Annotated in this window: 16 protein-coding genes and 4 pseudogenes; 3 read left to right on the top strand and 17 right to left on the bottom strand. The window is 42.2% G+C overall.

Features of this window, described 5'->3' with window-relative positions; translation table 11 throughout:
* Positions 1 to 297: 297 nt before the first annotated feature.
* From AC0YN3_RS10850 to AC0YN3_RS10825, 6 genes and pseudogenes are all read right to left on the bottom strand, one after another.
* Positions 298 to 1,329 carry an aldo/keto reductase gene (locus AC0YN3_RS10850; protein WP_475775060.1) on the bottom strand — a complete coding sequence of 344 codons (1,032 nt, stop codon included), beginning with the start codon at positions 1,327 to 1,329 and terminating at the stop codon, positions 298 to 300.
* A 143-nt stretch (positions 1,330 to 1,472) separates the two neighbouring features.
* Positions 1,473 to 1,673, bottom strand: coding sequence for a hypothetical protein (locus tag AC0YN3_RS10845; RefSeq protein WP_475775059.1), 201 nt, complete (start codon positions 1,671 to 1,673; stop codon positions 1,473 to 1,475).
* A gap of 223 nt (positions 1,674 to 1,896) precedes the next feature.
* Positions 1,897 to 2,481 (bottom strand): TetR/AcrR family transcriptional regulator, encoded by a 585-nt coding sequence (locus AC0YN3_RS10840; RefSeq protein WP_475775058.1) that lies wholly within the window; start codon positions 2,479 to 2,481, stop codon positions 1,897 to 1,899.
* A gap of 117 nt (positions 2,482 to 2,598) precedes the next feature.
* Positions 2,599 to 4,293 carry a methyl-accepting chemotaxis protein gene (locus AC0YN3_RS10835; protein ID WP_475775057.1) on the bottom strand — a complete coding sequence of 565 codons (1,695 nt, stop codon included), beginning with the start codon at positions 4,291 to 4,293 and terminating at the stop codon, positions 2,599 to 2,601.
* Positions 4,294 to 4,595: 302 nt separating this feature from the next.
* Entirely contained in the window at positions 4,596 to 5,252 is a 657-nt protein-coding gene (locus AC0YN3_RS10830) for a glycerol-3-phosphate acyltransferase (protein ID WP_475775056.1), read from the bottom strand.
* A 329-nt stretch (positions 5,253 to 5,581) separates the two neighbouring features.
* Positions 5,582 to 5,719: pseudogene (locus AC0YN3_RS10825) on the bottom strand (hypothetical protein); the annotation flags it as partial.
* Positions 5,720 to 6,115: 396 nt separating this feature from the next.
* Between AC0YN3_RS10825 and AC0YN3_RS10820 the strand changes: the two are divergent.
* Together AC0YN3_RS10820 and AC0YN3_RS10815 are read left to right on the top strand one after the other, a co-directional pair.
* A pseudogene (locus AC0YN3_RS10820) lies at positions 6,116 to 7,408 on the top strand (SpoVR family protein); the annotation flags it as partial.
* Positions 7,409 to 7,742: 334 nt separating this feature from the next.
* Positions 7,743 to 8,763: pseudogene (locus tag AC0YN3_RS10815) on the top strand (IS110 family transposase).
* Between the two features lie 533 nt (positions 8,764 to 9,296).
* Here AC0YN3_RS10815 and AC0YN3_RS10810 read toward each other — a convergent pair.
* Positions 9,297 to 9,731, bottom strand: a complete 435-nt coding sequence (locus tag AC0YN3_RS10810) for a class I SAM-dependent methyltransferase (protein WP_475775055.1) — start codon at positions 9,729 to 9,731, stop codon at positions 9,297 to 9,299.
* Positions 9,732 to 10,210: 479 nt separating this feature from the next.
* Positions 10,211 to 11,496 (bottom strand): annotated as a pseudogene (locus tag AC0YN3_RS10805) (IS110 family RNA-guided transposase).
* Positions 11,497 to 12,215: 719 nt separating this feature from the next.
* On the opposite strand from AC0YN3_RS10805, the gene AC0YN3_RS10800 reads away from it, so the two are divergent.
* Positions 12,216 to 12,455 carry a DnaA N-terminal domain-containing protein gene (locus tag AC0YN3_RS10800; protein WP_475775127.1) on the top strand — a complete coding sequence of 80 codons (240 nt, stop codon included), beginning with the start codon at positions 12,216 to 12,218 and terminating at the stop codon, positions 12,453 to 12,455.
* Positions 12,456 to 12,737: 282 nt separating this feature from the next.
* Here the strand turns inward: AC0YN3_RS10800 and AC0YN3_RS10795 are convergent, their stop codons facing one another.
* The 9 genes from AC0YN3_RS10795 to AC0YN3_RS10755 all read right to left on the bottom strand — a co-directional run bounded on the left by AC0YN3_RS10795 (position 12,738) and on the right by AC0YN3_RS10755 (position 22,830).
* On the bottom strand, positions 12,738 to 13,658 hold the full coding sequence (locus AC0YN3_RS10795) for a fumarylacetoacetate hydrolase family protein (protein ID WP_475775054.1): 921 nt from the start codon (positions 13,656 to 13,658) through the stop codon (positions 12,738 to 12,740).
* Positions 13,659 to 13,696: 38 nt separating this feature from the next.
* Positions 13,697 to 14,485 carry an SDR family NAD(P)-dependent oxidoreductase gene (locus AC0YN3_RS10790; protein WP_475775053.1) on the bottom strand — a complete coding sequence of 263 codons (789 nt, stop codon included), beginning with the start codon at positions 14,483 to 14,485 and terminating at the stop codon, positions 13,697 to 13,699.
* A gap of 105 nt (positions 14,486 to 14,590) precedes the next feature.
* A complete protein-coding gene (locus tag AC0YN3_RS10785) occupies positions 14,591 to 15,571 on the bottom strand; it encodes a Gfo/Idh/MocA family protein (protein WP_475775052.1) in 981 nt (326 codons plus the stop codon).
* Between the two features lie 23 nt (positions 15,572 to 15,594).
* Positions 15,595 to 16,542 (bottom strand): aldo/keto reductase, encoded by a 948-nt coding sequence (locus tag AC0YN3_RS10780; RefSeq protein WP_475775051.1) that lies wholly within the window; start codon positions 16,540 to 16,542, stop codon positions 15,595 to 15,597.
* Positions 16,539 to 17,273: a creatininase family protein gene (locus tag AC0YN3_RS10775; protein ID WP_475775050.1), complete on the bottom strand. Its 735-nt coding sequence runs from the start codon at positions 17,271 to 17,273 to the stop codon at positions 16,539 to 16,541. Before AC0YN3_RS10775 ends, AC0YN3_RS10780 begins: the two co-directional genes overlap by 4 nt.
* Positions 17,264 to 19,204 carry a DUF8034 domain-containing protein gene (locus tag AC0YN3_RS10770; RefSeq protein WP_475775049.1) on the bottom strand — a complete coding sequence of 647 codons (1,941 nt, stop codon included), beginning with the start codon at positions 19,202 to 19,204 and terminating at the stop codon, positions 17,264 to 17,266. Before AC0YN3_RS10770 ends, AC0YN3_RS10775 begins: the two co-directional genes overlap by 10 nt.
* Before the next feature lie 75 nt (positions 19,205 to 19,279).
* Positions 19,280 to 20,860, bottom strand: coding sequence for a type 2 periplasmic-binding domain-containing protein (locus AC0YN3_RS10765; protein WP_475775048.1), 1,581 nt, complete (start codon positions 20,858 to 20,860; stop codon positions 19,280 to 19,282).
* 164 nt (positions 20,861 to 21,024) lie between these two features.
* On the bottom strand, positions 21,025 to 21,894 hold the full coding sequence (locus tag AC0YN3_RS10760; protein WP_475775047.1) for a carbohydrate ABC transporter permease: 870 nt from the start codon (positions 21,892 to 21,894) through the stop codon (positions 21,025 to 21,027).
* 12 nt (positions 21,895 to 21,906) lie between these two features.
* Positions 21,907 to 22,830 (bottom strand): ABC transporter permease, encoded by a 924-nt coding sequence (locus tag AC0YN3_RS10755; protein ID WP_475775046.1) that lies wholly within the window; start codon positions 22,828 to 22,830, stop codon positions 21,907 to 21,909.
* Positions 22,831 to 22,851: the final 21 nt, after the last annotated feature.

The raw sequence follows: 22,851 nt of genomic DNA, 5'->3' as shown, positions 1-22,851 counted from the left end.
CGCACATTGAACTTCAATGTTTTCTCAAGAACGCTCAATTGAACTGAAAAACCCAAAGAAAAAGGTGTCCACCGACATATTTTCTTCGAGCATTTACGGAAGAAGCCTGCCAACTTTATGCCGGCAGGCTTCTTGCATGTGTCATTTAACAATTAGCACTAGCTGCTTTATCTTATTGACCTTCCTTTAAAAACCCTTAGAAGGAAGACCCTTAATCAGTCTTTATAGAAATGTTATTACCGAAAAAAATCTTTAACCAATGAACAGCTTCTTTAACTCATTCAGACAATCTTGACCTTATATTCTCCGTTTATCTGCCTGCAACCAGTCAGGTATCCATCCTCTTTCCATGGTATCCAGCGTTACGCCAGGTGGAACAATCTTATCTATGGCATTCAGTAAATCATCGCTGAGTCGAATGTCAATACCCTTTAAAGTATCCCTAAATTGCTCGATAGTTCGAGCTCCAATGATGGCAGCAGTAACGGATGAATGAGATTGTGTAAATGCCATTGCCATGTGCGGTAAAGATAACCCGGCTTCATCTGCAAGTTCCTGAAATTTCGCTATAGCATCAAACTTAAGCCTGTTTTCTTCACGCTTTGGATCAACAACTGCTTTCAATTTTCCTGTTAAGGTAGCTGCTCTTGAATCCGTAGGATACGAATCCCCAAATCGATATTTATTTGTTAATAATCCACCAGATAACGGACTCCAAACCAAAACACCGACTCCGTATTTGGCAGTAGCAGCAAGCAAATCCATTTCAATCCCTCGGTTTAGCATGGAAAAAGGGGATTGTTCCGAGACAAATCGAGCTGAATTTTTCAAATTGCTAGTCCATTGGGCATCTGCTACTTGCCAGGCTTGAAAGTTCGATGTTCCAATGTATCGAATTTTCCCTTCTCTAATGAGATCCGTAAGCGCATCGAGAGTCTCTTCAATATCGGTATTAACATCTGGACGATGGAGTTGATACAAATCGATATAATCGGTTTGAAGTCTTCTCAGACTATCCTCAACAGCTCGTTTGATCCAATATTTCGAACTACCAGACTGATTTGGTCCACTTCCCATAGGAAGGCCACCTTTTGTTGCTAAAAGAACATCACTCCTTCGTTCTTTCAGTAATTCTCCTAAGAATTCTTCTGCTTGGCCATTTGAATAGGCATCAGCAGCATCAATAAGATTGATTCCAGCATTCAAGGCTTCATCCAAAATCGGTTTACAATCAGATATGGTATTTTTTCCCCAAGCTCCAAATGTTCCTGTACCTAGTACATAGCTGCTTACTTTTAGACCAGTACGACCTAACACGCGGTACTCCATCTTCTATCATTCCTTTGTTTTTATTTTTAGCTCTACCATGTATCCTTTAAGCCAACTTTATAAACTTTAGTGGTCTTGACAGGTTCTTTGCCACCTATGGAAAAATCCAAAGTTCAAAAAAACGCTACGTAAACAAAATAAATCTATTCAAACTCCTTAAGCTCCTCAACATCCAAAAAAGAAGATAAAGGCTCGTATACCTGAATGGCACGAAGAGTAGCTGCTAACGTAAAACTAAGCATAATTAGGATATCCTCTCTTTTACCTACAATGGCTGCGTCTCTAGCTGTCCGTGCACTCATGATAATATCATTTATTACATCAATTCCTTCTGCATCTCCCATGGTGCACACCCCTGTTAATATTCTACGATGCAGTTTTAATGATTCTAACCAATAGAAGTAAACTATTCCAGAAAGCAATAGTTAGCGCAGAGAACTGCAGAATGAGACCACAACATACTGCTCCTGTATTTAGCAAATAAGGCTTTAAAAAGATGCAATGCCCTGTTAAATAGTTTTTGACCTCTTGGTCAAAAATGAAGAAAGCAAAAAGTGCACTCCACCACTAGACAAAAATGCTTTCAATCGCAGTATCTAATGTTGCTTTAATTTGATCTCTCGGCATTCCAGCACGCAGCATTACTCTAATACCGATAATTGAATTGGCCATATTATGGGCTAGAAGTTCACTCGATATTTTCCGGACGACAGAACCCTCTTCTTGTCCTTGTAACATGACTTGGTGTAGACAATCCCGCATGTTATTAAACATTTTATCGAATTCCATTCTTACATGTTCAAAACCTGGGTCAGTCAGTTCCAAAGCAGAGTTAACTACTAGGCAACCTAGACTCTTTTTATCTCCTTTCGATACAAGTAAATTTTGTTGAAAAAAACGCAACTTCTCTTCAGCCGTAGAGCCTTGGGACAGCAACGTTTGAAACCTAGAAATAAATTCGGCGCAAAATACAGATAATGATTTCTCAAATAAGGATTTTTTATCTCCGAATGCTCCGTAAAGGCTTTGCTTTTTTAAATTCGTCCTTTTTGTTAATATTTCGTAAGAAGTAGCGTTATAACCATACTCTCTAAACACGTCAATAGCAGTGTGTATCACCTGATCATAATCAAACTCTCTTGGTCTACTCATGAATGTATCATACAAATTATTGAACATACAGTCAATAATTCAGATGAAAATAAGTCACGATTATTACGTAGACCTAATATGATTAGTTAAACGCTATTTTTCTGGCATTTGATTATTTTAAACAATTTTGAATTTATCAATGGCAATTCGAAGTTCTTGAGCAATTTGTGATAAAGATCCTGCTGATGCATAAATCTCTTCAATCGAAGCTAATTGTTCTTGAGTAGCAGAGTTGACCCCTTGCGCTCCTATGGCCGCTTCATGAGCAATACTTGAAACTTGGTTCATTAGCTCAACTACTCGTTCTGTAAGTATGGTAATTTCATTTGAATCCGCCGCTACTTCTTCGACTTGAAACGCAGCATTTTGGATTGCGTCCTGTATTCTCTCAAATATATCTCCAACTGAATTAACAATTTGAATCCCAAGTAATGCTTCTCCAACTCCGTGATGAGTAGATTGAATGGCATATTTTACTTCATTTTGCATGGACATCACATAATTCGTAATTTCCTTGGATGAATTAGCAGATTGATCAGCCAACTTTTTAATTTGTACGGCTACAACGGAGAAACCTCCTCCATGCTCTCCTGCCCTTGCTGCTTCTATTGACGCGTTTAGAGCCAATAGTTGTGTTTGTGAAGACATTTCTGAAATGAATTCAACAACTTTGCCTACCCTTTGAAAATTAACTCCAAATTCATCTATCTTTTCAGATAAGTGATTCATCGTTTGCCGCACAGATGACATTTGTTCAATGGCTAGTTTAACCGTGTCATTGCCTTCTACAGAACGCTCAGCTGCATCGAGCACTAGATCGGATACAAGTTGTGACTTTGTTGCAATTTGTCGTGCACTATAAGAAACTTCACCTGCAATTTGAGAACCATCCATTACATTTGAGACTTGTTGATCCGCTCCAGCCGCCAATTCTTCAATTGCCGCAGAAATTTGTTCTGTTGCTGAATTGGTATGTTTAACATTAGCTGTTAAATCTTCCGAAGATACTGCAACAAGTTCAGCATTTCGTCCTGCTAAAGTAATCAAATGCCGAAGATTGTTTACCATTTCATTAAATGAGTGACCCATATCTCCAATTTCATCTCTAGATTTTACATTCAACTTCTTAAAAGATAAATTTCCTTGTGCAATTTGATTTGCAGCATTTGCTACAAGCGCAATTCCCTTGGAGATTCGTTTTGAAATTACAAATGCAATCAAAATGGCAATGATGAATGCTGAAATAGTTAAAGTTGTAATGAGATTTCGAGTGAATTTCACCAAGGACGCAAAATCCGCTAATTCCACACTCTGTACTTGATTTTGATTTCTTATGAGTTCTCCTGATTTCTCTACAATTTTTTTTCCTATCTGAATGACTTCTGAATTTAAGACTTCCGTTGCTTTTTCTTTATCACTTTCATAATAAGAGATTGCTTCATCGCTTTTCTTTTTAAATGCTTGATTTAAATCAGCGATATCATTGACTAGAATTTGATTGGCTTGTATCTTAGCCATTTGTTGTATAGCTTGAATTAATTCTTCTAACTTGTGATGCAAATTATTATACTCAGACACTTCCTCAGCGTTCGATGTAGAATAGTAGTTGTATAAACTGTTCATTTGAGCATAAGCATTTACTTGAATATCCTTTGCTTGGGTCAAAATAACCTGCCGTCTATTGACCGTGTCACGAAACGATTTATCAATATCATTAATGAAAAATAAAGAGAAAACGCTAGCGACACCTAGAATTACGGCAACTACTAAAAAACTACACAATAGCTTTACACGAATTGAAGTCCTAATCATTTTTAGCCTTCCTTCTTGTGGGTGATTTGAATTTTTCAATGTACCAATAACAATTTTATAATTGGCCTCGTCTTAAGCACTCAATTTCATCAATATCGCCCTCCTGAACATATGATATATAATTATCGGTTGGATTCAACATAATTAATAGTGTCGATTTAATATTATTTATATGAAATAAAATCCCCTACAAATGACTCATTAAACCTTTTATATGCACATGAGAATACCCCATACTGAACAAGCCATGGAGTTTAGCTAATATATGAAAACATATAATGAGTTGCTAGTTTATGAGGTCATTATCCCCTTCTACTTCTAAACTTATTCATAAGTCCAAGAGGCTTCTCTTCTCCATGAAATAATCGAACTATGTTAGGCCGATGCGCGATAATAGCTAGTAGAAAATAGCTAACCACAAATATAGGGACCCACCAATATTGTTCGGTTGCAGTATTAATATAGAAGATCGTCTGAACAGCGAAAAATGTTAAAGCAAAGACTGACATACGATCGACTATTAATAGAAAAATGATGCCGACGACTAGTACAATTACCGTAAAAAGCGGGTTGACAACGAGAAACACACCAATGGCGGATGCGAATCCCTTTCCGCCCTTAAATCCAAGAACAGCAGGATAATTATGCCCCAATATTACAGCGAGGCCCGCCAAATAGCATGAAAGAATACCGACGACATCACCACCGATTGCTGTAAACATAATTTTTGCAGTTACAACACAGACCACCGCTTTTAAACAGTCAATAAGGAACGTAGCAATACCATATTTAAGTCCATAAACGCGTGACATATTGGTCGTCCCAGGGTTTTTACTTCCTAAGTCTCGTATATCTTTACGAAATAACTTCTTGGACAAGACGAAGGCTGCGCAAAAATTGCCTATCCCGTAACCAATCAATATTAATAATAATAACTGCCACCAATAACTCAAGATCATTCGCTTTACTCCCTTATTTCTCGATAATATTCTTGTGAGTTTTCATAAGCATATGATTTGCTACAGCGACTATCTCTTTCCAGCTAGGAACGCAGTACCGTCGAAATCAAACTTTGTTGTTTATGAAGTTACTTGGTTAATCATCTCACATTCGCTAAATTACAACTTGTGTGTTCTTATTTCTTAATCCAATATAAATGATCTATTCCATGCTTTTGGTATTTCTTTCAAAAGAGATCAAACAAATGATTTATATCCTTGGAATTAATAATTTTAGTTAAAATAGAGTAATTAACAAGTCGGATAGTTTACTGAAAACTGAACAACATTTATGAGGTTAATCGTCTAGTTTCTGCAGGTGAAAGAATCCTCAGCATAACGTGAATATAATAGTAGCTATAACAATTGACGTAGACTCTAATTTCCAAATTCAATTGTTCAGATTTCTTAAAATAAACGTGGTAGGCAAACTCCGTTTTAACATTTTAAACATCGCTACTGAGACCGCATTGTCGTACGGGCAGCTTTTTTTGCTTTGGGATCGTTATATGCTGAAGACTTTCAGCGACTCAGAAATTAGCTTATTATCTAACTCCTTTCCCCCTCGATGGTTTTGAAAAATAGACATCATGTTTACATAAGTACCAGAAAAACCCAAGCTAGTCTTTTAATACGTCAGTCCTCCTAAAAAATTAATAAGTTATTAGTTCTACAAATATAATAGAATTATACATATTATTTTTACATTTTTGTACTACTTCATATTGATACATTTAAAGAAATTATATTTCTAATAGTTAGTCATGTTCCGACTTTCAATAATAATCCAATGTTCTTGAGGATTGATCGTCCTTCATTTATTCCATTGGCAATTCCTCAAAACGTTCAATAAAATGAAGATGCAATACGATTTTGGATTAAGCAAAATTTATGAGCTCGTTATCAACTCCAACCCCTGCTATGCCTTCCTGCTCGATGGCAATTCCTTGATCCAGAATAAGCTCATCGTCGCTCACGTGCTCGCCCACTGCGATTTTTTCAAAAACAATGCCCGCTTCGGCGTAACGAACCGCAACATGGTCGAGAGCATGTCCGCAACCGCCGACCGGATTCATCAATATGAAATGGATCACGGCACGGAGGCCGTTGAGAAATTCATTGACGCGATCCTTGCCATACAAGAGCATGTCGACCCGACACTCATTAAGCCTTACCAATTGGACAAGAAACGGTATATCGAAATGGTGCAAAAGGACAGCGAGCGCTCCGAGTGGAATATTCCGGCCTCCTCCTATGATGACTTGTGGAACCTTGATCCGGACCGGACGGCCGCAGCTGCCTCCGCAGCACAATCGCAAGCCGCCGATGCCAAACGTTTCCCCCCGCGCCCGGAGAAGGATGTCGTCTGGTTTATTGAGGAATATTCCCCCACTTTGCAGGACTGGCAGCGCGATATCCTGTCCATGCTGCGCGATGAGATGCTCTACTTCTGGCCGCAGATCGAGACGAAAATCATGAATGAGGGCTGGGCTTCTTACTGGCATCAACGCATTATCCGCGAGCTGGATTTGACAAGCGACGAAACGATCGAATTCGCCAAGCTGAACTCCTCCGTCGTCCAGCCGTCACGGCACTCATTGAATCCGTATTACTTGGGGCTCAAAATATTCGAGGATATCGAGCGACGCTTCGACAACCCGACTGCGGAGGAGCAGCGCCGCTTCGGCCGCGTTCCAGGCAAGGGCAGAGAAAAGATGTTCGAGGTTCGCGAACTCGACTCTGATATCTCCTTCCTTCGTAACTATCTGACTAAGGATTTGGTTAACGATTTGGATCTTTATATTTTTGAGAAAAAAGGACCGGAGTGGAAAATAACCGATAAGTCGTGGGAAAATATTCGTGATCAACTCGTCTACTCCAAGGTCAACGGAGGTTTTCCTAGTCTAATGGTTAAAGACGGCGACTTTAACCGTGTGGGCGAACTGTATCTCATACATGAATATGAAGGTATGGAGCTTGATTTGAAATACGTAGAGCGTACTCTACCTCATGTCGTTCAGCTTTGGGGGAAAAACGTGCATCTTGAAACGTTCGTCGAGGATAAAAAGATCGTGTTTAGCTGCGATGGGAAGAAGACGAGCCGGAAGTTTGTTTAAAATTCATATTTTCGCAAATCAAAAACAGGATCCTAGGATCCTGTTTTTGATTTGCGTTTTAGCATGAGCGTAATAATAAAATAACTTTCCGCACAATCAATTTGCCAGAGAGGCGAGGGGATTTGACCCCCTTTATATACAGACTATTTTCTCAGTATAAAAAAGCTTCTTCTGCTGGAAACATAGAAGTGCTAATAGTTCTCTGAACTAACGTTTCCCGTTAGGATTCCTGTAGAGCGTTAATTTTGCGCTTTGCATTAAAACGAGCGACTCCGGTACGATGGGTTAATCACGGGTCATAGCCCTTTATCCATCTTAAGGAGATCGCTCTATCTTGAATTTTAAAGCTCAAACCAAACAAAATCAACTGCTCGAACACATTTTAACACAGCACCTTGTCGTCGGCATCGACATCGCCCAGCAGTCCCATGTTGCTCGCGCTGTCAACTTCCGTGGAATCTCGCTCGGCACTCCGCTTCATTTCTCGAACAACGATATAGGCTTTAACCAGCTGCTGCAGTAGATGAAAGATTTGCAGGAAACGCACAGACTAAACGATGCCATCATCGGTATGGAACCAACCGGCCACTACTGGCTCAGCCTCGCCGTTTGGCTCAAAGACCGAAGCCTCGAAATCGTGTTGGTAAACCCTCATCTCGTCAAAAAGAACAAGGAAAACCGAGATCATACTCCCTCCAAAAGCGACATCAAGGATGCCTTGGTTATCGCCGACATGGTGAAAAACGGCCACTACTCGGTTATTAAAGATACCAGTGAAGTGTTCATCGAACTGCGAGTGCTCATGGCGAATCGAGAGACCATCGTCTCGTCAGTGTCAAGAACCAGATCCACCGTTGGGTCGACATTGTGTTCCCCGATCTGCGGTTGGTATATAAGCACCTCATTGGCTCCGAATCGCTCGCCACAATGCGTCTCTTTCCAACGCCTGCTGATCTTCTTCGAAAGTTAACCATTCGCCAGGTAATCGATGGCTGGAAAACAGACATGAAACGGCATAGCGGTGAACGAAGAGCTGGTGAGCTACTGGCGCTGGCAGCTCGCTCCGTCTCAACCTAGCTGAAGCAAGTTCAGGTAAGTGGAAGGGCCAAATGTCCATCAGTAAGCGTGGCCGACCACGACTTCGACATGCCCTGTTCATGGCAACCATGGCCCTCATTATGAACGATGAAACGTTTAAACGACAGCACGAAGTGAATGTAAAGACGAAAAGCATGAAGCCCATGCGCTCAGTGATGAAGCTTTGCGGCAAGCTGGCTCGCATTCTGGTTGGCATAGCTCGCAGCGGTGAAGCTTACGAACCGAATCGAGTTCTGCCTATGAAACAGTTTGCTTAATCGCTTCACGCTCCGCACAAAAATTGGCTTATTCGCAGGATTTCAAGATTGCACGGAGTACCGGATTGCATGAAACAAAAGGGCATAGACCCGTCGAGATATGGGAGTGAAAGCCTCCGGAGGTGCGTGGAGCAGCGTGCAGCAGATCAATAAAAAAGGAGCGAAAACTCGCCCCTTCTGTTCCCGTATGCTCGCCGGATGCCCATTTAGAAGGCTCTAGCCCCATTCTATCCGGCTTACGATTTATCTTCTGGTGAAATCCTGCGAATAAGCGAGTATTCGTGAGAAAACTGCATTGAACCGAGGGAGTTCAATGCGTAATTATAAAGCGTAAGCCTTTTTATGTTTGTTTGAAATCTAGTCTAATAAACTTTTTGCCATTAGGAAGAGTATACTCTTTGGTTTTTAGACAACTAAATTTTTCATTAGAAAATAGTTCGATTATTTTATTTGCATCTATATTATGTGAAATAGAACGCAATGGATCAAAGGCTGATATATAATCTGATTGACTTACAAAACCGTCGGCTTGATTATTCTGAATAAGTGCAGGAGACAACTCCCACATGATTTTTGTTCTGAGTAATAAAGGAAACAAATGACGCTTCTCCAACATACTCAATAATTAAATTTGCAATTAGTAAATTTGTTTTTGGTAATGTAAAAGAACTATCACTTACATCACATTGTACGAGCTCAAGAGTACCACCCATATAAGAGTATCTGGTTTGACATACATCTAAATAATCTTTGTTTATATCAAAACCATATATTTTTTTTGTAGTATGCAAATCAATCCCATCTAGTCCATTTCCTCCGGCAACTCCAAGGATACCTATAATTTCATGCTCATAACTTTCACATTGCTCTTTAGTTATTTGATTTAAAGTTTGTAATTGAAATACAGATTCAGACTTCATATGGTTTTCATATATATCCAAATTAATTTCTTGCCACGGATTGTTCAAAATTAAGTCTCCTTATAGTAATTTTTTTTCGTAATCTTAGTCAAATATTTCGTCGAAATGTCAGAACTATCCTGCCTCTATGGAGAATTGCTTTTCTCTTAAATACTCATGTTTCCTTAGATTTTGAACGTTTTTCTTTCATACCAGACAATCATTCAATGGAACAAGCTTGTAGAAGATGTAAAATATGGGGCAGGGAAAGCGCAAAAATATATCCACCCAAACCACTCGTTTTAAAAAGTGGACATTCTGGATATATATGGTCGCACCTTTGGATCTCCACTTAGGCTCATGGCGGTCAACCCTCCCATGTCTCACAGAGTCTTCGCTCCCACATTCCTTCATTCAACCTGTCCATGAGGTGGAGGTCGGATATGCTGCCCGACAGGATCTTCGTCCGTATGATAGTTCTGTTCCGACTCATCCGTGCTTCAATTGTCTGTATTCCGTATTAATGTTCTACTAAAAAAGCATTGAATCTAAGCTGCTAACGGCAATTCTGTAAACTGGGGGATATCCTGTAACATCGTTTCTTCACTAAACCAATGCCCCTTTTTCAGGACACCAAAGAGAACTCGAATTAGCTTGTTGCATAACGCAATGAGCGACTGCATCTTTTTCAAAGGATTATTTGGCCGTTTCGTGTAATACTGATGCAATGCCTTAAACGCTCGGTTCTTAGCCACCAGTGGCATCATGACGCGAAATAGCAACGCTCGTAGTCGCTTACGACCTCGCTTCGTGATCTTCGTTTGTCCCTTGTGTTTACCGGACGTGTTTTCTTTTAGGTTCAAGCCGGCGAGCTTACTAATTTGTTTCGGATGCCGGTAATACGTAATGTCACCAACTTCAGCGAGGAAACCGGCTATACTGTCCCGGCCAATGCCTTTTATGTCCAGTAATTGCTTCACATGGGGGATTTGCTCCAAGAGCTCATCCAGCCTTGCCTCAAGCTCTTCAAACTTACTCTCAAGCAACTCGTACTGCGTTAACAACAGTTGAAGCTCTAGTTTTGCTAGTACGGTTCCTTCTCGTATACCAACAGAACGGCTTGCCGCTGCTTTCAGACTTCTCATACGCTCGATGCCGAGACCTCGCTTGGCAACCTTTCTGAGTGACTCAACAGGGCTTCCTCAGACTTAGAAACCAGCTCATGCGGCAACAAACAAAGACTAAGCATTTGGCGTGCTGACTTGCATTCCCAGTCCTTAAATACCGTGAGAAACTCTGGAAAGTACCGATCCAACCAGTTATGGACGCGGCCTTGCACCACGCTCAGGTCAGTTGATAGATGATCGCGTATTTTCATTGCTTCCCTTCGTTCGGCATAGATGCCCTGGGGAAGGTTGGGTACAGCATATCTTCCGTCTTTGACAAGCTGTGCGATGACTTTAGCATCTTTCATGTCGTTCTTGGTTGGTGAATTGTCATCCAATTCTTTGCTTTTCTTCACGTGGAGTGGATTAACCACAGCGAACGTAACATGCTGTTCTCTTAAAAAATGGGCCAGGTTCAGCCAGTAGTGACCAGTCGGTTCCATGCCCACGATGACGTCCTGGAACCCTTGCTCCCTCGCAAGCTTTCTGAACCAGCTAACGAACATTTCGTAGCCTTCACGGTCGTTCTCAAACGCAATTGATTTCCCGAACTCGACTCCGCGGTAGTCTTGTGCTCGAGCAACATGTTTGAATTTAGCGATGTCTAAACCGACAATTAGTGTAAAAGAAGTAATTTGATTAATGCGTTCATTTTGAGTAGAATTCATTTTGTAGTCTCCTTGGTTTGTATTTGGATCCGGTCGCTGGCCAGCATCTGGGACCCATATACATCATACCAAGGAGTCTTTTTGTTTCTCAAACCTCGCATTTCTTCATTATAGGAATGCTGCCCTTTCGTATTAAAGTTCAACTAAATCTTATACCATAGCTTTCAACAGACAGGACCATTCAAGAGCAATAAAAAAAAGCTATCTGGAAAGGTGGCTTGCACTCAATCAGAGTGCAAAAGTATAGATAGGAGTGGAGAGTCCTGTCCTGAAACTGTAGATTTTACTCTTAAGGAATAATATGATCTACTGCTACTAGTAAAATAGTTTCCCCGTATTGTCTGTGACTGTAATTGTATATTCATGACATGGTATGTGCCGAAATTAATATTTGGAACCGTTTTCCCCCGCCCGGAACCATCATGAAATCGATACTCGAATTGCGTTTCATGATAATCGGAATATCCTATGTTCCTGTCACTCTCATTGCCGCTCGGCCTTTACCGAGCAAATCCTTCGACTGCTCATGCTTCATATTGCTCCAATTGTCCGTAACGAAACCCCGATCTATTATTTCTTTATGCTTCTGGATCGCATCAACGAATCTCTCTAATCACTGATTTTGATTTTTCCAGTAAATCTAGATTAAAATGGTTGCTTGGAATAAATCCAGATGATACCGTACCGGATGCTACACAGCTGTCCGCAAAAAGCAGCTTATACGGCAGGATGCCACAGATGAGGACAAACATCTCTGGTCAGCATTTATAGAGGAAATCGAAGCAAAAATCTCAAAGTCTTCATTCGATACCTGGTTTAAAGGTATCTTTGCTATAAAAAGGGATGGTCATTATACAATTTATTCACCACATAAACACGTTAAGGAATGGCTTGAACTAGATACTTTAGTCTTATTACTGATGCTCTTCGTACAGTTGATACTAATTTCACCGGGATAAGAATCGAAAGCACTAATTGACGTCAAAAGGACCCTCGAAACAGTTAATACATTCGAGAGTCCTTTTTTTTACAGTTGTATGGAGAAAACAAAGTATTTGACTCGCATGCCAACAGCATCTTTACAGGTCGGCTGGTGTCACTGCTGCAGCGAACAGCTAAGTATCACCCGGATCTTAGGTGGAATAATTTGTATGTGCGCGTATTTCTCAAAGAAAAATTCTATACATTCATCCTTCGATGCAATAGTCGGACGATTTACGCTCCTCGTTATTGCCAATCTGTTATTCCTCGGATACCATCGTATTGGTAATTGACCCCAACTTCTCGATCTCAATGGTTACTTCGTCACCCGGCTTAAGATACACACGTTCTTCCGCCGGCTTGCCGAGTACGACCCCTTCCGGCGTGCCCGTTAGAATGATATCTCCAGGCACAAGTGTCATATACTGCGAAATGTAACTGACGAGTTCCTCACAGCTGAAGATCATGTCAGAGGTGTTGGAAGCTTGGCGAACCTCCCCGTTGACGAAGCACTTGATGCTCAATCGGTTTGGGTCGCCGACCTCATCCGCTGTCACCAGATAGGGACCGAGCGGTGAGAATTTATCACAGGACTTGCCTGTTAGCCATTGCGGGGTACGCAGTTGCAGATCCCGTGCCGATAGATCGTTAACATTGCAATAGCCGAGCACATGCGACAATGCATTCTCCTTCGCGATATACTTCGCCTGCTTGCCAATCACAATAACCAGCTCCGCCTCGTAATCGACCTCTTTCGAAACCTTCGGCAGCGGGATATTCTCGCCGTGGCCAGCTAGCGTATTGTTAAACTTATTGAATAGGATCGGGTAGACGGGCAACCCGGCGTTAGTCTCCTCCGCATGCTTGCGGTAATTGAGGCCGACACAGATAATTTTGTTCGGATGCGTCACGCATGGTCCTAGCGTCAAATCCGATTCTAAACGAATATAAGCATTGCGGCCGTCAGCCGCTAGTACAGCTTCGACAAATACATGCAACTTATCCAATGCGGCAGTGCCGCCCTCAATTACCGCTTGCACAGTGACGGGCACGCCTTCCACCTGTCCGACCCCCGTTATTGTGTCCGTCACGGCAGCCTTAATATCGAGAACACCCTCTCCCTCTCCGATATATACACCAAGCTTGTATGTCTGGTTCTCAATAAAAGATAACAGCTTCATGTTCCGCTCTCTCCTTTGTATGCTTCTGATTTTTGTTATTAAGCGTTCTTTCCGAAGACGACACCTCCATCGACATAAAGCGGAGAACCCATCATAAATCTCGATTCTTCCGATGCCAGAAACAATGCTGCCTGCGCCACATCCTGTGGTCGGCCAAGCTCACCGCTCAATTGGCGCTTCTTGATCAATTCGACGGCAGCATCTGGATTGTCATACGATTGTTTCAAATAATTCTCTACAAAAGGCGTCAGAATTGTACCCGGAAGCAGCGCATTTACACGGATTCCGAAAGGCGCATAATCGACCTGCATCGATTTCGTCAGCGCCAGCACCGCCCCCTTCGTCGCCGCATAGGATGCGCGCTTCGCCAGCCCAATCTCGGCCACGCAGGATGACATATTTATAATAACGCCCGACTTGCGCTCAATCATGGATGGCAGCACATATTTGCTAGGTAAATATACGCCTCTAATGTTCACCTTCATGACGTGGTCCCAGACATCGGGCTCCACCTCATGCAAGGCACCTACGCCGCTGATGCCTGCGTTATTGAAAAGCACGTCAATTCGGCCATGCCCCTCAAGCGCTTTTTCAACCATTGATTGAACTGATTCCGGATCGGTCACATCGGCATGAATGAACGAGGCGGTGCCGCCAGCCCCACGGATTTCCTCAACGGCTTGGCTGCCCTTACTTGCATCCAAATCATTCACAATGACCTTCGCACCTTGCAGAGCGAAGGCCAACGCCGAGCATTTGCCAATCCCGGAGCCTGCTCCGGTAATTAAGGCTATCTTGTTGACCAATCGTTCTCCTGTACCGCTCATGCTTATCACCTTCATTTTTAATGTAATAAATCTTGTCTCTTTGCGTTTGTTGTGCGACTTGGTATTGTGTCGCCGGTGCTCGCTAATGAGAAAAATACAATATGGTTAGTTATTAAGTTCAGCCTTATTGACCGCTTCATATATGGCCCTAAGTATAGGCTCAAATTGTTCGAAAGTGTAAGGCAACCCTGTGTAAGCTGTTGGGCGTTGCATAGCAACATCATGAATATGATCATAGATGCCCCAGAAACTATCATATTCGGCTTCAAGTAATGGCCAATTCTGAGCTGTTCCTCTATGCTTAGTAAGCGTAACTGCTCCTAATTTCAGTTCAATTGTTCCTTGTGTTCCCTCTAATCGAATATCGCCAAGGAAGTCTGTTGCTTCCGCCCTTGATCCCCAGGTATTCAAATAGTGCAATCTATAGCCTTCTTGTGTCATTGCTTGCACAGAAGCAATCGATTGCGAATTTACCTCTGTCCATGAAGGTTTATAGGATTGTGCATGCAAGATTGTAGAATGAAAACCCAATAAATGATGAAGCACACTAAAATGGTGATAGGCCAAATCCTCTAACGAACCGTGGGCATAAGCATCCATCCACGATAGATGCTCGATTGCATCCATTGGCAAAACACAATTCCATACAATATATTCGACTTCCCCGATCTCATTGTCAGTCAATAGTTTCTTAATCGTTCGAATACTAGGCAAGTGACGGTAGAACTCGCCAATATAGAAGGTTGCTGTGCTATTCCTCGCAAGCAGGGAAAGTTCTTCTACATCTTTGAGCGAATTCAATCGCAATTTATGCGCGATCAAGTCGATGCCTCTCTCCAATACAATACGTTCAGCAGCAAGGGTATTCTTCTGATTACCAGGGACAACAATTGCTGCAATATCCGGTGAAGCCTCGGCAATTGCCGTCTCGACGTCCGCATAGAGAGGATACTGCTCAAGCCAATAAGCATCAACTGACGCAAGCTTCTCTCTCTGTTCGTATAAATCAACGATCCCTACGATATTGAGATACGATATGGAACTCCAGCTATGCAATGATTCCAGGCCGATAACGAGTATGTTCATCTTCATCCTCCTGAGTTCGCTAATTACTCTTCGTTTCCCCTACGATACCATGCCTCAATAGCTTCCCATACCTGCTCAGGAATGTCTGTATGAAGGGCTTCCCAAGTAGTATTGATTTCCTCGATGGTTGAAGGGCCCGTTAACGTGATGGAAATAGCATTTAAACTCGTTGGGAACTGCAAGGCTACAGCAAGCAAGGAAATATTATATTGTTGACAGAGCGCATATAGCTCTATAGCCAATTGCTGTCGTCTCCTCCGAAAGGGGTCTGATACCGGAACAGCAACTTTACTCGGATCTCCTCCAGTTAACAGACCAAATAATAGCGGACTAGCATTAATAACACCCATGCCACATGTATGGGCTAGCCGAATCGCATCTGAGGCTTGTCGATCTATTGGCGTATAATCCGAATAGGTAAGAATGCTATCAAATTCTCCTGATTGAGCTGCCCAGGCTAGTACCTCAAGATCTCTTGTAGCGACTCCGATCTTTCGAATTCTACCTTTTTTCTTCTCTTCTTGCAGCATGGCTACTACGCCATTCGGAGATAAAATGGCAGACATGTGATCACTCCCTACATCATGGAGCTGATACAAATCCAAGTAATATGTATTTAGTCTCTCCAAGCTGTGATAGAGATTCGAACGAGCCTCTAAGGCAGCAACTGTAGGAGAAGTAGCTTGATTGACGTAGGTTTTCGAAGCAAGAAAGATCGAATCTCGTTTAATCCTATCAATAAATTCACCAACAACAAGCTCACTCTCCCCATAGGCAGCAGACGTATCAAAATAGCGGAAACCTGTTGCATAGCTGTGGAGTAACGTCTTCACTTCTGACTCTCTTGTTGCCCGATCATTTCCTCCTCGACCTAACCAAGCACAGCCTATTCCATAAGGAATAGTCGTCTCAGCCTTCTTAGGCAAATAAGCCATGATATCAAACTTCGAGATTTTTTCCGGAAGAATCATGATATACCTCCTGCTGTAATACGTTGGACCCAGCTGTCGATACAACGTTCGAGCCATAGCTTTCCTTCATTCGTACTTGCTTTTCCTGCATCGAGCAGCCACTCTGGAAGCTCTTTACCCACTAGATTGTCTATGCATACCGTTTCAGGATCGATATGCTGGATAAGCTGTGTTTCTCCTTTACCAGCATGTCCGATCGGCATACGTTCATCATCCTTGCTCTCATACAAGTAAGCATCGATTCCAGCGACTGTTACGGATTCGAATATCGTTGGATTAGGTAGCTGTTCGGCACGCAGCCTGCCCCAGCCTTCTCCCCAACTGCTTGTTTGTTCCCGAATGAGTTCTTGCGCTGCCCGACGCAAACAGAGGGATTGCAAGCCTTCATTACCCTGATGATGCTGAATGATATAAACTCGCTTAAAGCCCATTAGCATAAATCGTTTCAGCATTTCCTTTACATACACATAGAACGGTTCTGGATCGAAATCCATCTCCCCCTCACTTGCAGCTCCAGCCCAGGAAAGGGTCGGTCCATACGGAAGAGTTGGTGCGAGTACGCAAGAGCATCTCTGTTCAATCGATTGGGCTATATGTTCCGCTATCATCATATCCGTTCCTATGGGCAAATGTGGACCGTGATATTCAATTACACCAGCGCCCATCACTAGAGGAAGCTCTTGTCTGATGGCTTCGACGACTTGTTCAGACCGCATTCTCGTTAAATACATGGCGGCTGTTCCTTTATTCGTTCTTGCCATGCTGTATAGGATGGCTTGTTCACGTAACGATCGATTTTCAATGTCAATTGAATACAACAACCCGGTTCAATCGTAATTTGCAAGAAACGATCATTAATAGCAAGAGTATTTGATCCTGGCTCGGGTGAATGCTTCGTTCCGAATGTTGCTTGATCGAAGCGGTGTTCACCGAATCCCCCAGCCTGTACAGCCAGTGACCTGCTTTGCGTTGCATGAAGATTAACTAACTCTAGACTAATATCCTCAAGAGTAATCGATGTAACCAAAGCTCCAACATCAGAGGGCAATCCCGGACGCTTATGCTCTTCGTCATAATAGCGAACCTGAACGAAAGGCAACCCTCCGTTATATACGGGCATAGTGCCACCCATCGTTAATTGAATTAAACCTTCAACGGAAAGCGGATTTCTTCGTTGAAGATAGGCATCGCTATAAGTTGACGGGTCTTGCTTATCCTCACGTACGAATTGAATTCGTTCATACACTTGCTTCAAATTGTAAGTAAGAATATGCTCAGGATATTCTGGGTATTCTCCGCTGATATATGACGTCCAGGCGGATTCATGTCCTCCTTGATCTTTCAAGTTCTGGTGATGGAGCACTTGCTTCCAATCATTTGTCTCCGGGTTCCGAGTTCGAATTAATCGCTCACGATCCTTCTCTTCCAAGGAAATGGCCCATATTAATGCAGGATGCTTAGCGTGCTCCCTCGCAAATTCAAACCAGCCATCCTTCGATAAGACATGGCCGAATTCATCCCGAAGTTTCCCATTCGCCTCATGGTTATATACAGCCCCAGAGTCACCGTATTTGTTAGGAAGATACAGCACATTGTCCACAATAATACCTTTCTCAGCCAATCCATCAAGTTGAGAACGGATGAAATCCAAATGAGCAGTATCACCTTCCAGCAATGTGCGATTCTGAGCCGCAACAGCAACTGAGTCACCTATCGATTCCCAGCCATGCGGCCATGTCCAGCCATAATATCCTCCGTACCACTTGCCGTTCATCGATTCTCCAATTTTATTGCTCAAGCCGACATTATCCGGAATGATTCCGTCATTCTGAATGGTGCGTTTTTCCCATCCAGTCACATAATGATCTACCCACTTCCGATATCGATCATCGCCAGTGAGTAGATAGGCATTGGTCATTAGTGAGGTGGAAGCCAAGTTAGAAGGAACATCGCCCTGTGACATTCGGCTAACCATCGCTTCCCCCATGAGCTGTGCTTTCTCAGGATCCTTCACATCAATTGCTTTTTCAATACCTGCAATATCGCTGAACGGAAGATTATAATGAACCTTCCAATCTTCGAATGACCATGGCAGGAATGGATACCCCGAGAAATTGCGATACGCCGGTCCCATACTTCCGTTGAATGCACATTTAATTATATTATGTTCAGGATCATAATTATCCACTGCCGGATCTTCATTCATGTAGAAGCCAGCGAATCTGCGTGCACGCTCAACGTTCAGAGGACGAGTTGGGTCTGCCATACATAGCAAGTAGAAGAAAAGGTAACCTTCGCTCTGATGGAACCAATCATACCCTTGCTCATACTCGTTCACGATCATCTGATGGCCATGCCCCGTTGGATAGCGAGTGAATTGCTTTGTGATGGCTTCAAATTGTTTTATTGAGAGCGATAGGAAACGATCATGACCACCTAAAAGGTAGAATAGCGGCCAATTGTAGAAACTCTCATAGGCATCATCAAGAGCATCTACGCCCAGATATTCATCATTGACCGGCCATAATAATTCGCCATTGGGGCGGATATAACGTTCTAGTAAGGGGTCTATCGCTTCATTCATAACGCGAAACAGCTCCCGCTGCATAATGGCCCATGTCGGAGGGCTCTCGAATGGCAGATCTGCAAGAATACGTTGCATATTAAATTCTCCTTTTTAATTCAAAGTAAAAAAAGGAGGAAGCCAGATGGACATCTAGTTTCCTCTAAGCAGTCATTATTTTTTTAACTGATTGGTATATAATTCATTAGCTTCTTCTGTTAGTTCTTTACCTCCGTTAGCGTCAATCCATGTCAGATAGTCATCATAAGCAGAGAGAGGGGAGTCACCGATAACAATTTTAATAAGGGTCTCATTCCATTTATCAACTAATCTCTGCTCGATTGTTCCTGTTGATGGCAAGGCTAGGGCAAAGGTAACATCAGGCTTGCCTGCATATTTGTCCGACCATTCTTTCACTAAGGTTGGATTCAAAAATTTATTAACCACATCAGGAGATCCGAATGGGCCAAATATGCCTCGTGCGCCTAATGCCATGCTCTCTGTAGAGGAATCTTTATCATATGGCGCCATCATGGTTGGAATACCATTATTCATTTCATAGGATTTGCCTTCTTCTCCCCACTGAGTCAGCTTGTATAACTGTTCATCAGAAGAGATTGCATCAAGAATTTGCAGAATTTTATTAACTTTCTCCGGTTCATCCTTTAAAGTAGAAGATAACGCTACAAAGTTTTGGCGTTTTCCCCATGACCATACACCTGAATCACCATTAGGTCCTGTAGGAGCAGCCGTATTTGCATAAGACACATTAGGAAATGCTTTCTGCAAGTCATCAGGCGTTGAAGCAGCGATTTCGCTAAAACCTTTGTCTTTGAGAACAATGCTTCCTGTTTTGTACTTCGCATCCGCTTGCTGGCCTTTGTCTGTTACAAATGCAGGGTCGATATAGCCGGCTTTGTACCACTCGGCTAATTTAGCAAGAGCATCTTTCGTTCCAGGCAGCGTCTCTCCGCGAACGACATTCCCTGTTGAATCCAATTGCCAAGATCCAGGCATTGATCCAAAAGCACCAAATAACCAAGTGAATTGAAGGAATGGAGCTTGAATATCTGCTGATGAGAACATGTACAGATTTTTTAATTTAGGATTTGTCTTAGCAATGATATCCTTCTTGTTCTCTTCAATCGTTTTGAAAGCGACATCATATTCTGCAATCGTCTTCGGTGTGTTTGTGATACCTGCTGCATCCAGAACATCTTGACGCCAAGCCATTGCAGTATCCCAAGGCACGATTGTAATGTATTGCGGAATGCCATAATTTTTGCCTTCATAATTCGTTAATCCCCATAATGTAGGAGCAGTATCATTAATAGACTTAACTACATGAGGTGCTTGTTCAATTAATAACTCCTGTGAGAGCTCTAGTGTAGAACCGGTATTAGCAAAGCTGCTTACATCTGAAGGATCAGCTAATCTCATAACATCAGGCAAATCGTTCGAAGCTGCCATTAGCTTCAGCTTATCCATGTTCGCATTCACGATTTTGATCTTAACATTAAACTTCTTCTCAAGTTCTTGCTGTACATAGCTGTCGGATGCCGTATCTAATTGAAAGGATCCATGCCATGTAATTTCGTATACTTTCTCATCGGCTGTGCTTGCTGAAGGTGTACTTGCATTTGAACTACCTGCATTTGAATTATTGCCTTGTGAACAACCCGCAAAGACTGTCGTACAAATTGCGATTAGACACACCATAACCAACTTACGAACGAATAATGAATTGCTTTTCATTTCGTGTGACCCCCTATGAATGTTCAGATGTTCCTGACGACTTCAACTTACCAACTTGAAAGCGATTCCGATAGTGATTAATCATCGGATTTATGCTGATTCAGAAGTTCGACCAGATTTGGATGGCTCTGAGCACTAATGAAGACAAATGAGCAGTATTGTTTTTAACCTTTCAAGGAACCAAGTGTTACTCCTTTGACGAAGTATCTCTGCACGAAAGGGTAGATGACCAAGGTGGGCAGGATAGAGACCAGAATCACGGTTGCTCTCAATTGCTCAGGCATAATGTCATCATTAGTTCCCTTCACAATACTAGAGAAGGATTGCATATCTAAGCGTACAATGTATTGTCTGAGCACAGCTGGAAGTGTGTTAAGATTAGAATCGTTAATATAGATATAAGGGCTATACCAATCATTCCAATGCGATACGGCAAGAAACAGACCAATGGTTGCTAGTACAGGCTTAGATAACGGCATTAGAATTCGGAAGAATACGGTTAGGTCGCTGGCTCCGTCAATCACAGCCGCTTCCTTAATTTCCGATGGAATCTGCTTAAAGAATGAGATTAGAATAATGATATAGAATGCTGAGGTTACCCCTGGAATCCATAGTGGCATCCAGGTATTCATAAGATTCAAATCCTTATAAAGTAAGTAACTCGGTATAATCCCCGCCTGGAAAAACATCGTTAGCGTGATCATCATCGTAATGGTCTTACGGAATGGATAATAGGTTACAGTGAGCACATATGAAGCCATTGCTATTAAGATCAATCCGCCAACCACACCGACTGCAGTAACGATAACAATATTTTTGTAGCTCCTCCAGAAGAGAAGGTCGTGCACCAATCCTTTGTAAGCATCGAATTGAAAGCCTCTAGGATAGAACATGAAGCCCCCGCGTCCTGCAGCGACCGGATCACTTAGTGACAATGAAACAATATGGAGGAACGGATAGATCATGGTCACACAGAGTAAGAGCATAATAGTGTAATTGAAAAAATCAAACGCACTTAATTTCTTGACATTCATAGCTTTATCCCCCTACCATAATGAATTCTGCGAGTCACTCGTTCTTCGCACGATATAATTAGAAACCAATAACAAGATAAGACCAACAATACCTTTGAACAGTCCCATGGCAGTTGTAATACTGTATTGCATTTGCGTTACGCCCATACGGAGTACATACGTGTCAATAACATCGGCCACTTTGTATACTTGAGGATTGTACAGATTATATATTTGATCCAAATTCGCTGACATCAATCCACCGACTTGCAGGATGAATGTAATACCAATGATCGGCATAATACTTGGAATCGTAATCGACTTTACACGCTGAAACCGCGTTGCTCCATCCATAATGGCGGCTTCATACAAGGATGGATTTACTCCCGCAATTGCTGCAATATATACAATCGAACTCCAGCCCATGTTTTTCCAAATGTTAGATCCTATCAGAAGCTCTATAAACTTCGTATTGTCTGTAAGGAAGTTCTGAGTAGGGTAACCTAGAGCTGTTACCACATTATTAATTAGACCATCGATGGAAAACATCATGAGAATAAAACCCGCCATTACCGTCCATGGAAGAAAATAGGGAAGATAAGTAATCGTCTGTACGAATTTTTTCAAGAAAGAATGTTTAAACTCATTCAAGAGCAAGGCAAAAATAATTGCCATTGGGAATACGAACACCAGATTAAGCAAGCTAAGGACAACGGTATTCCGAATTAATCGTGTTAGATCCGGATAGGTAAAGATCATTCGGAAGTTGTCCAAGCCGACCCACGGGCTGTCCCATATTCCTTTGCCGATATTGTAGTCCTTAAAAGCAATAACTAACCAGCTTAATGGAAAATAATTAAAGATAAGATAGGTAGACAGCACGGGCAATAACATAATGGTTAGCTGCCAATGCTTTACGACCGCTTTCAATGACTTTAGAATTCCTGTCTGATCCATTCGCTTCTCCTCTTTCCTATT

This window comes from Paenibacillus sp. J22R232, assembly GCF_056269165.1.
This window is presented reverse-complemented; position numbering and strand designations above follow the sequence as displayed.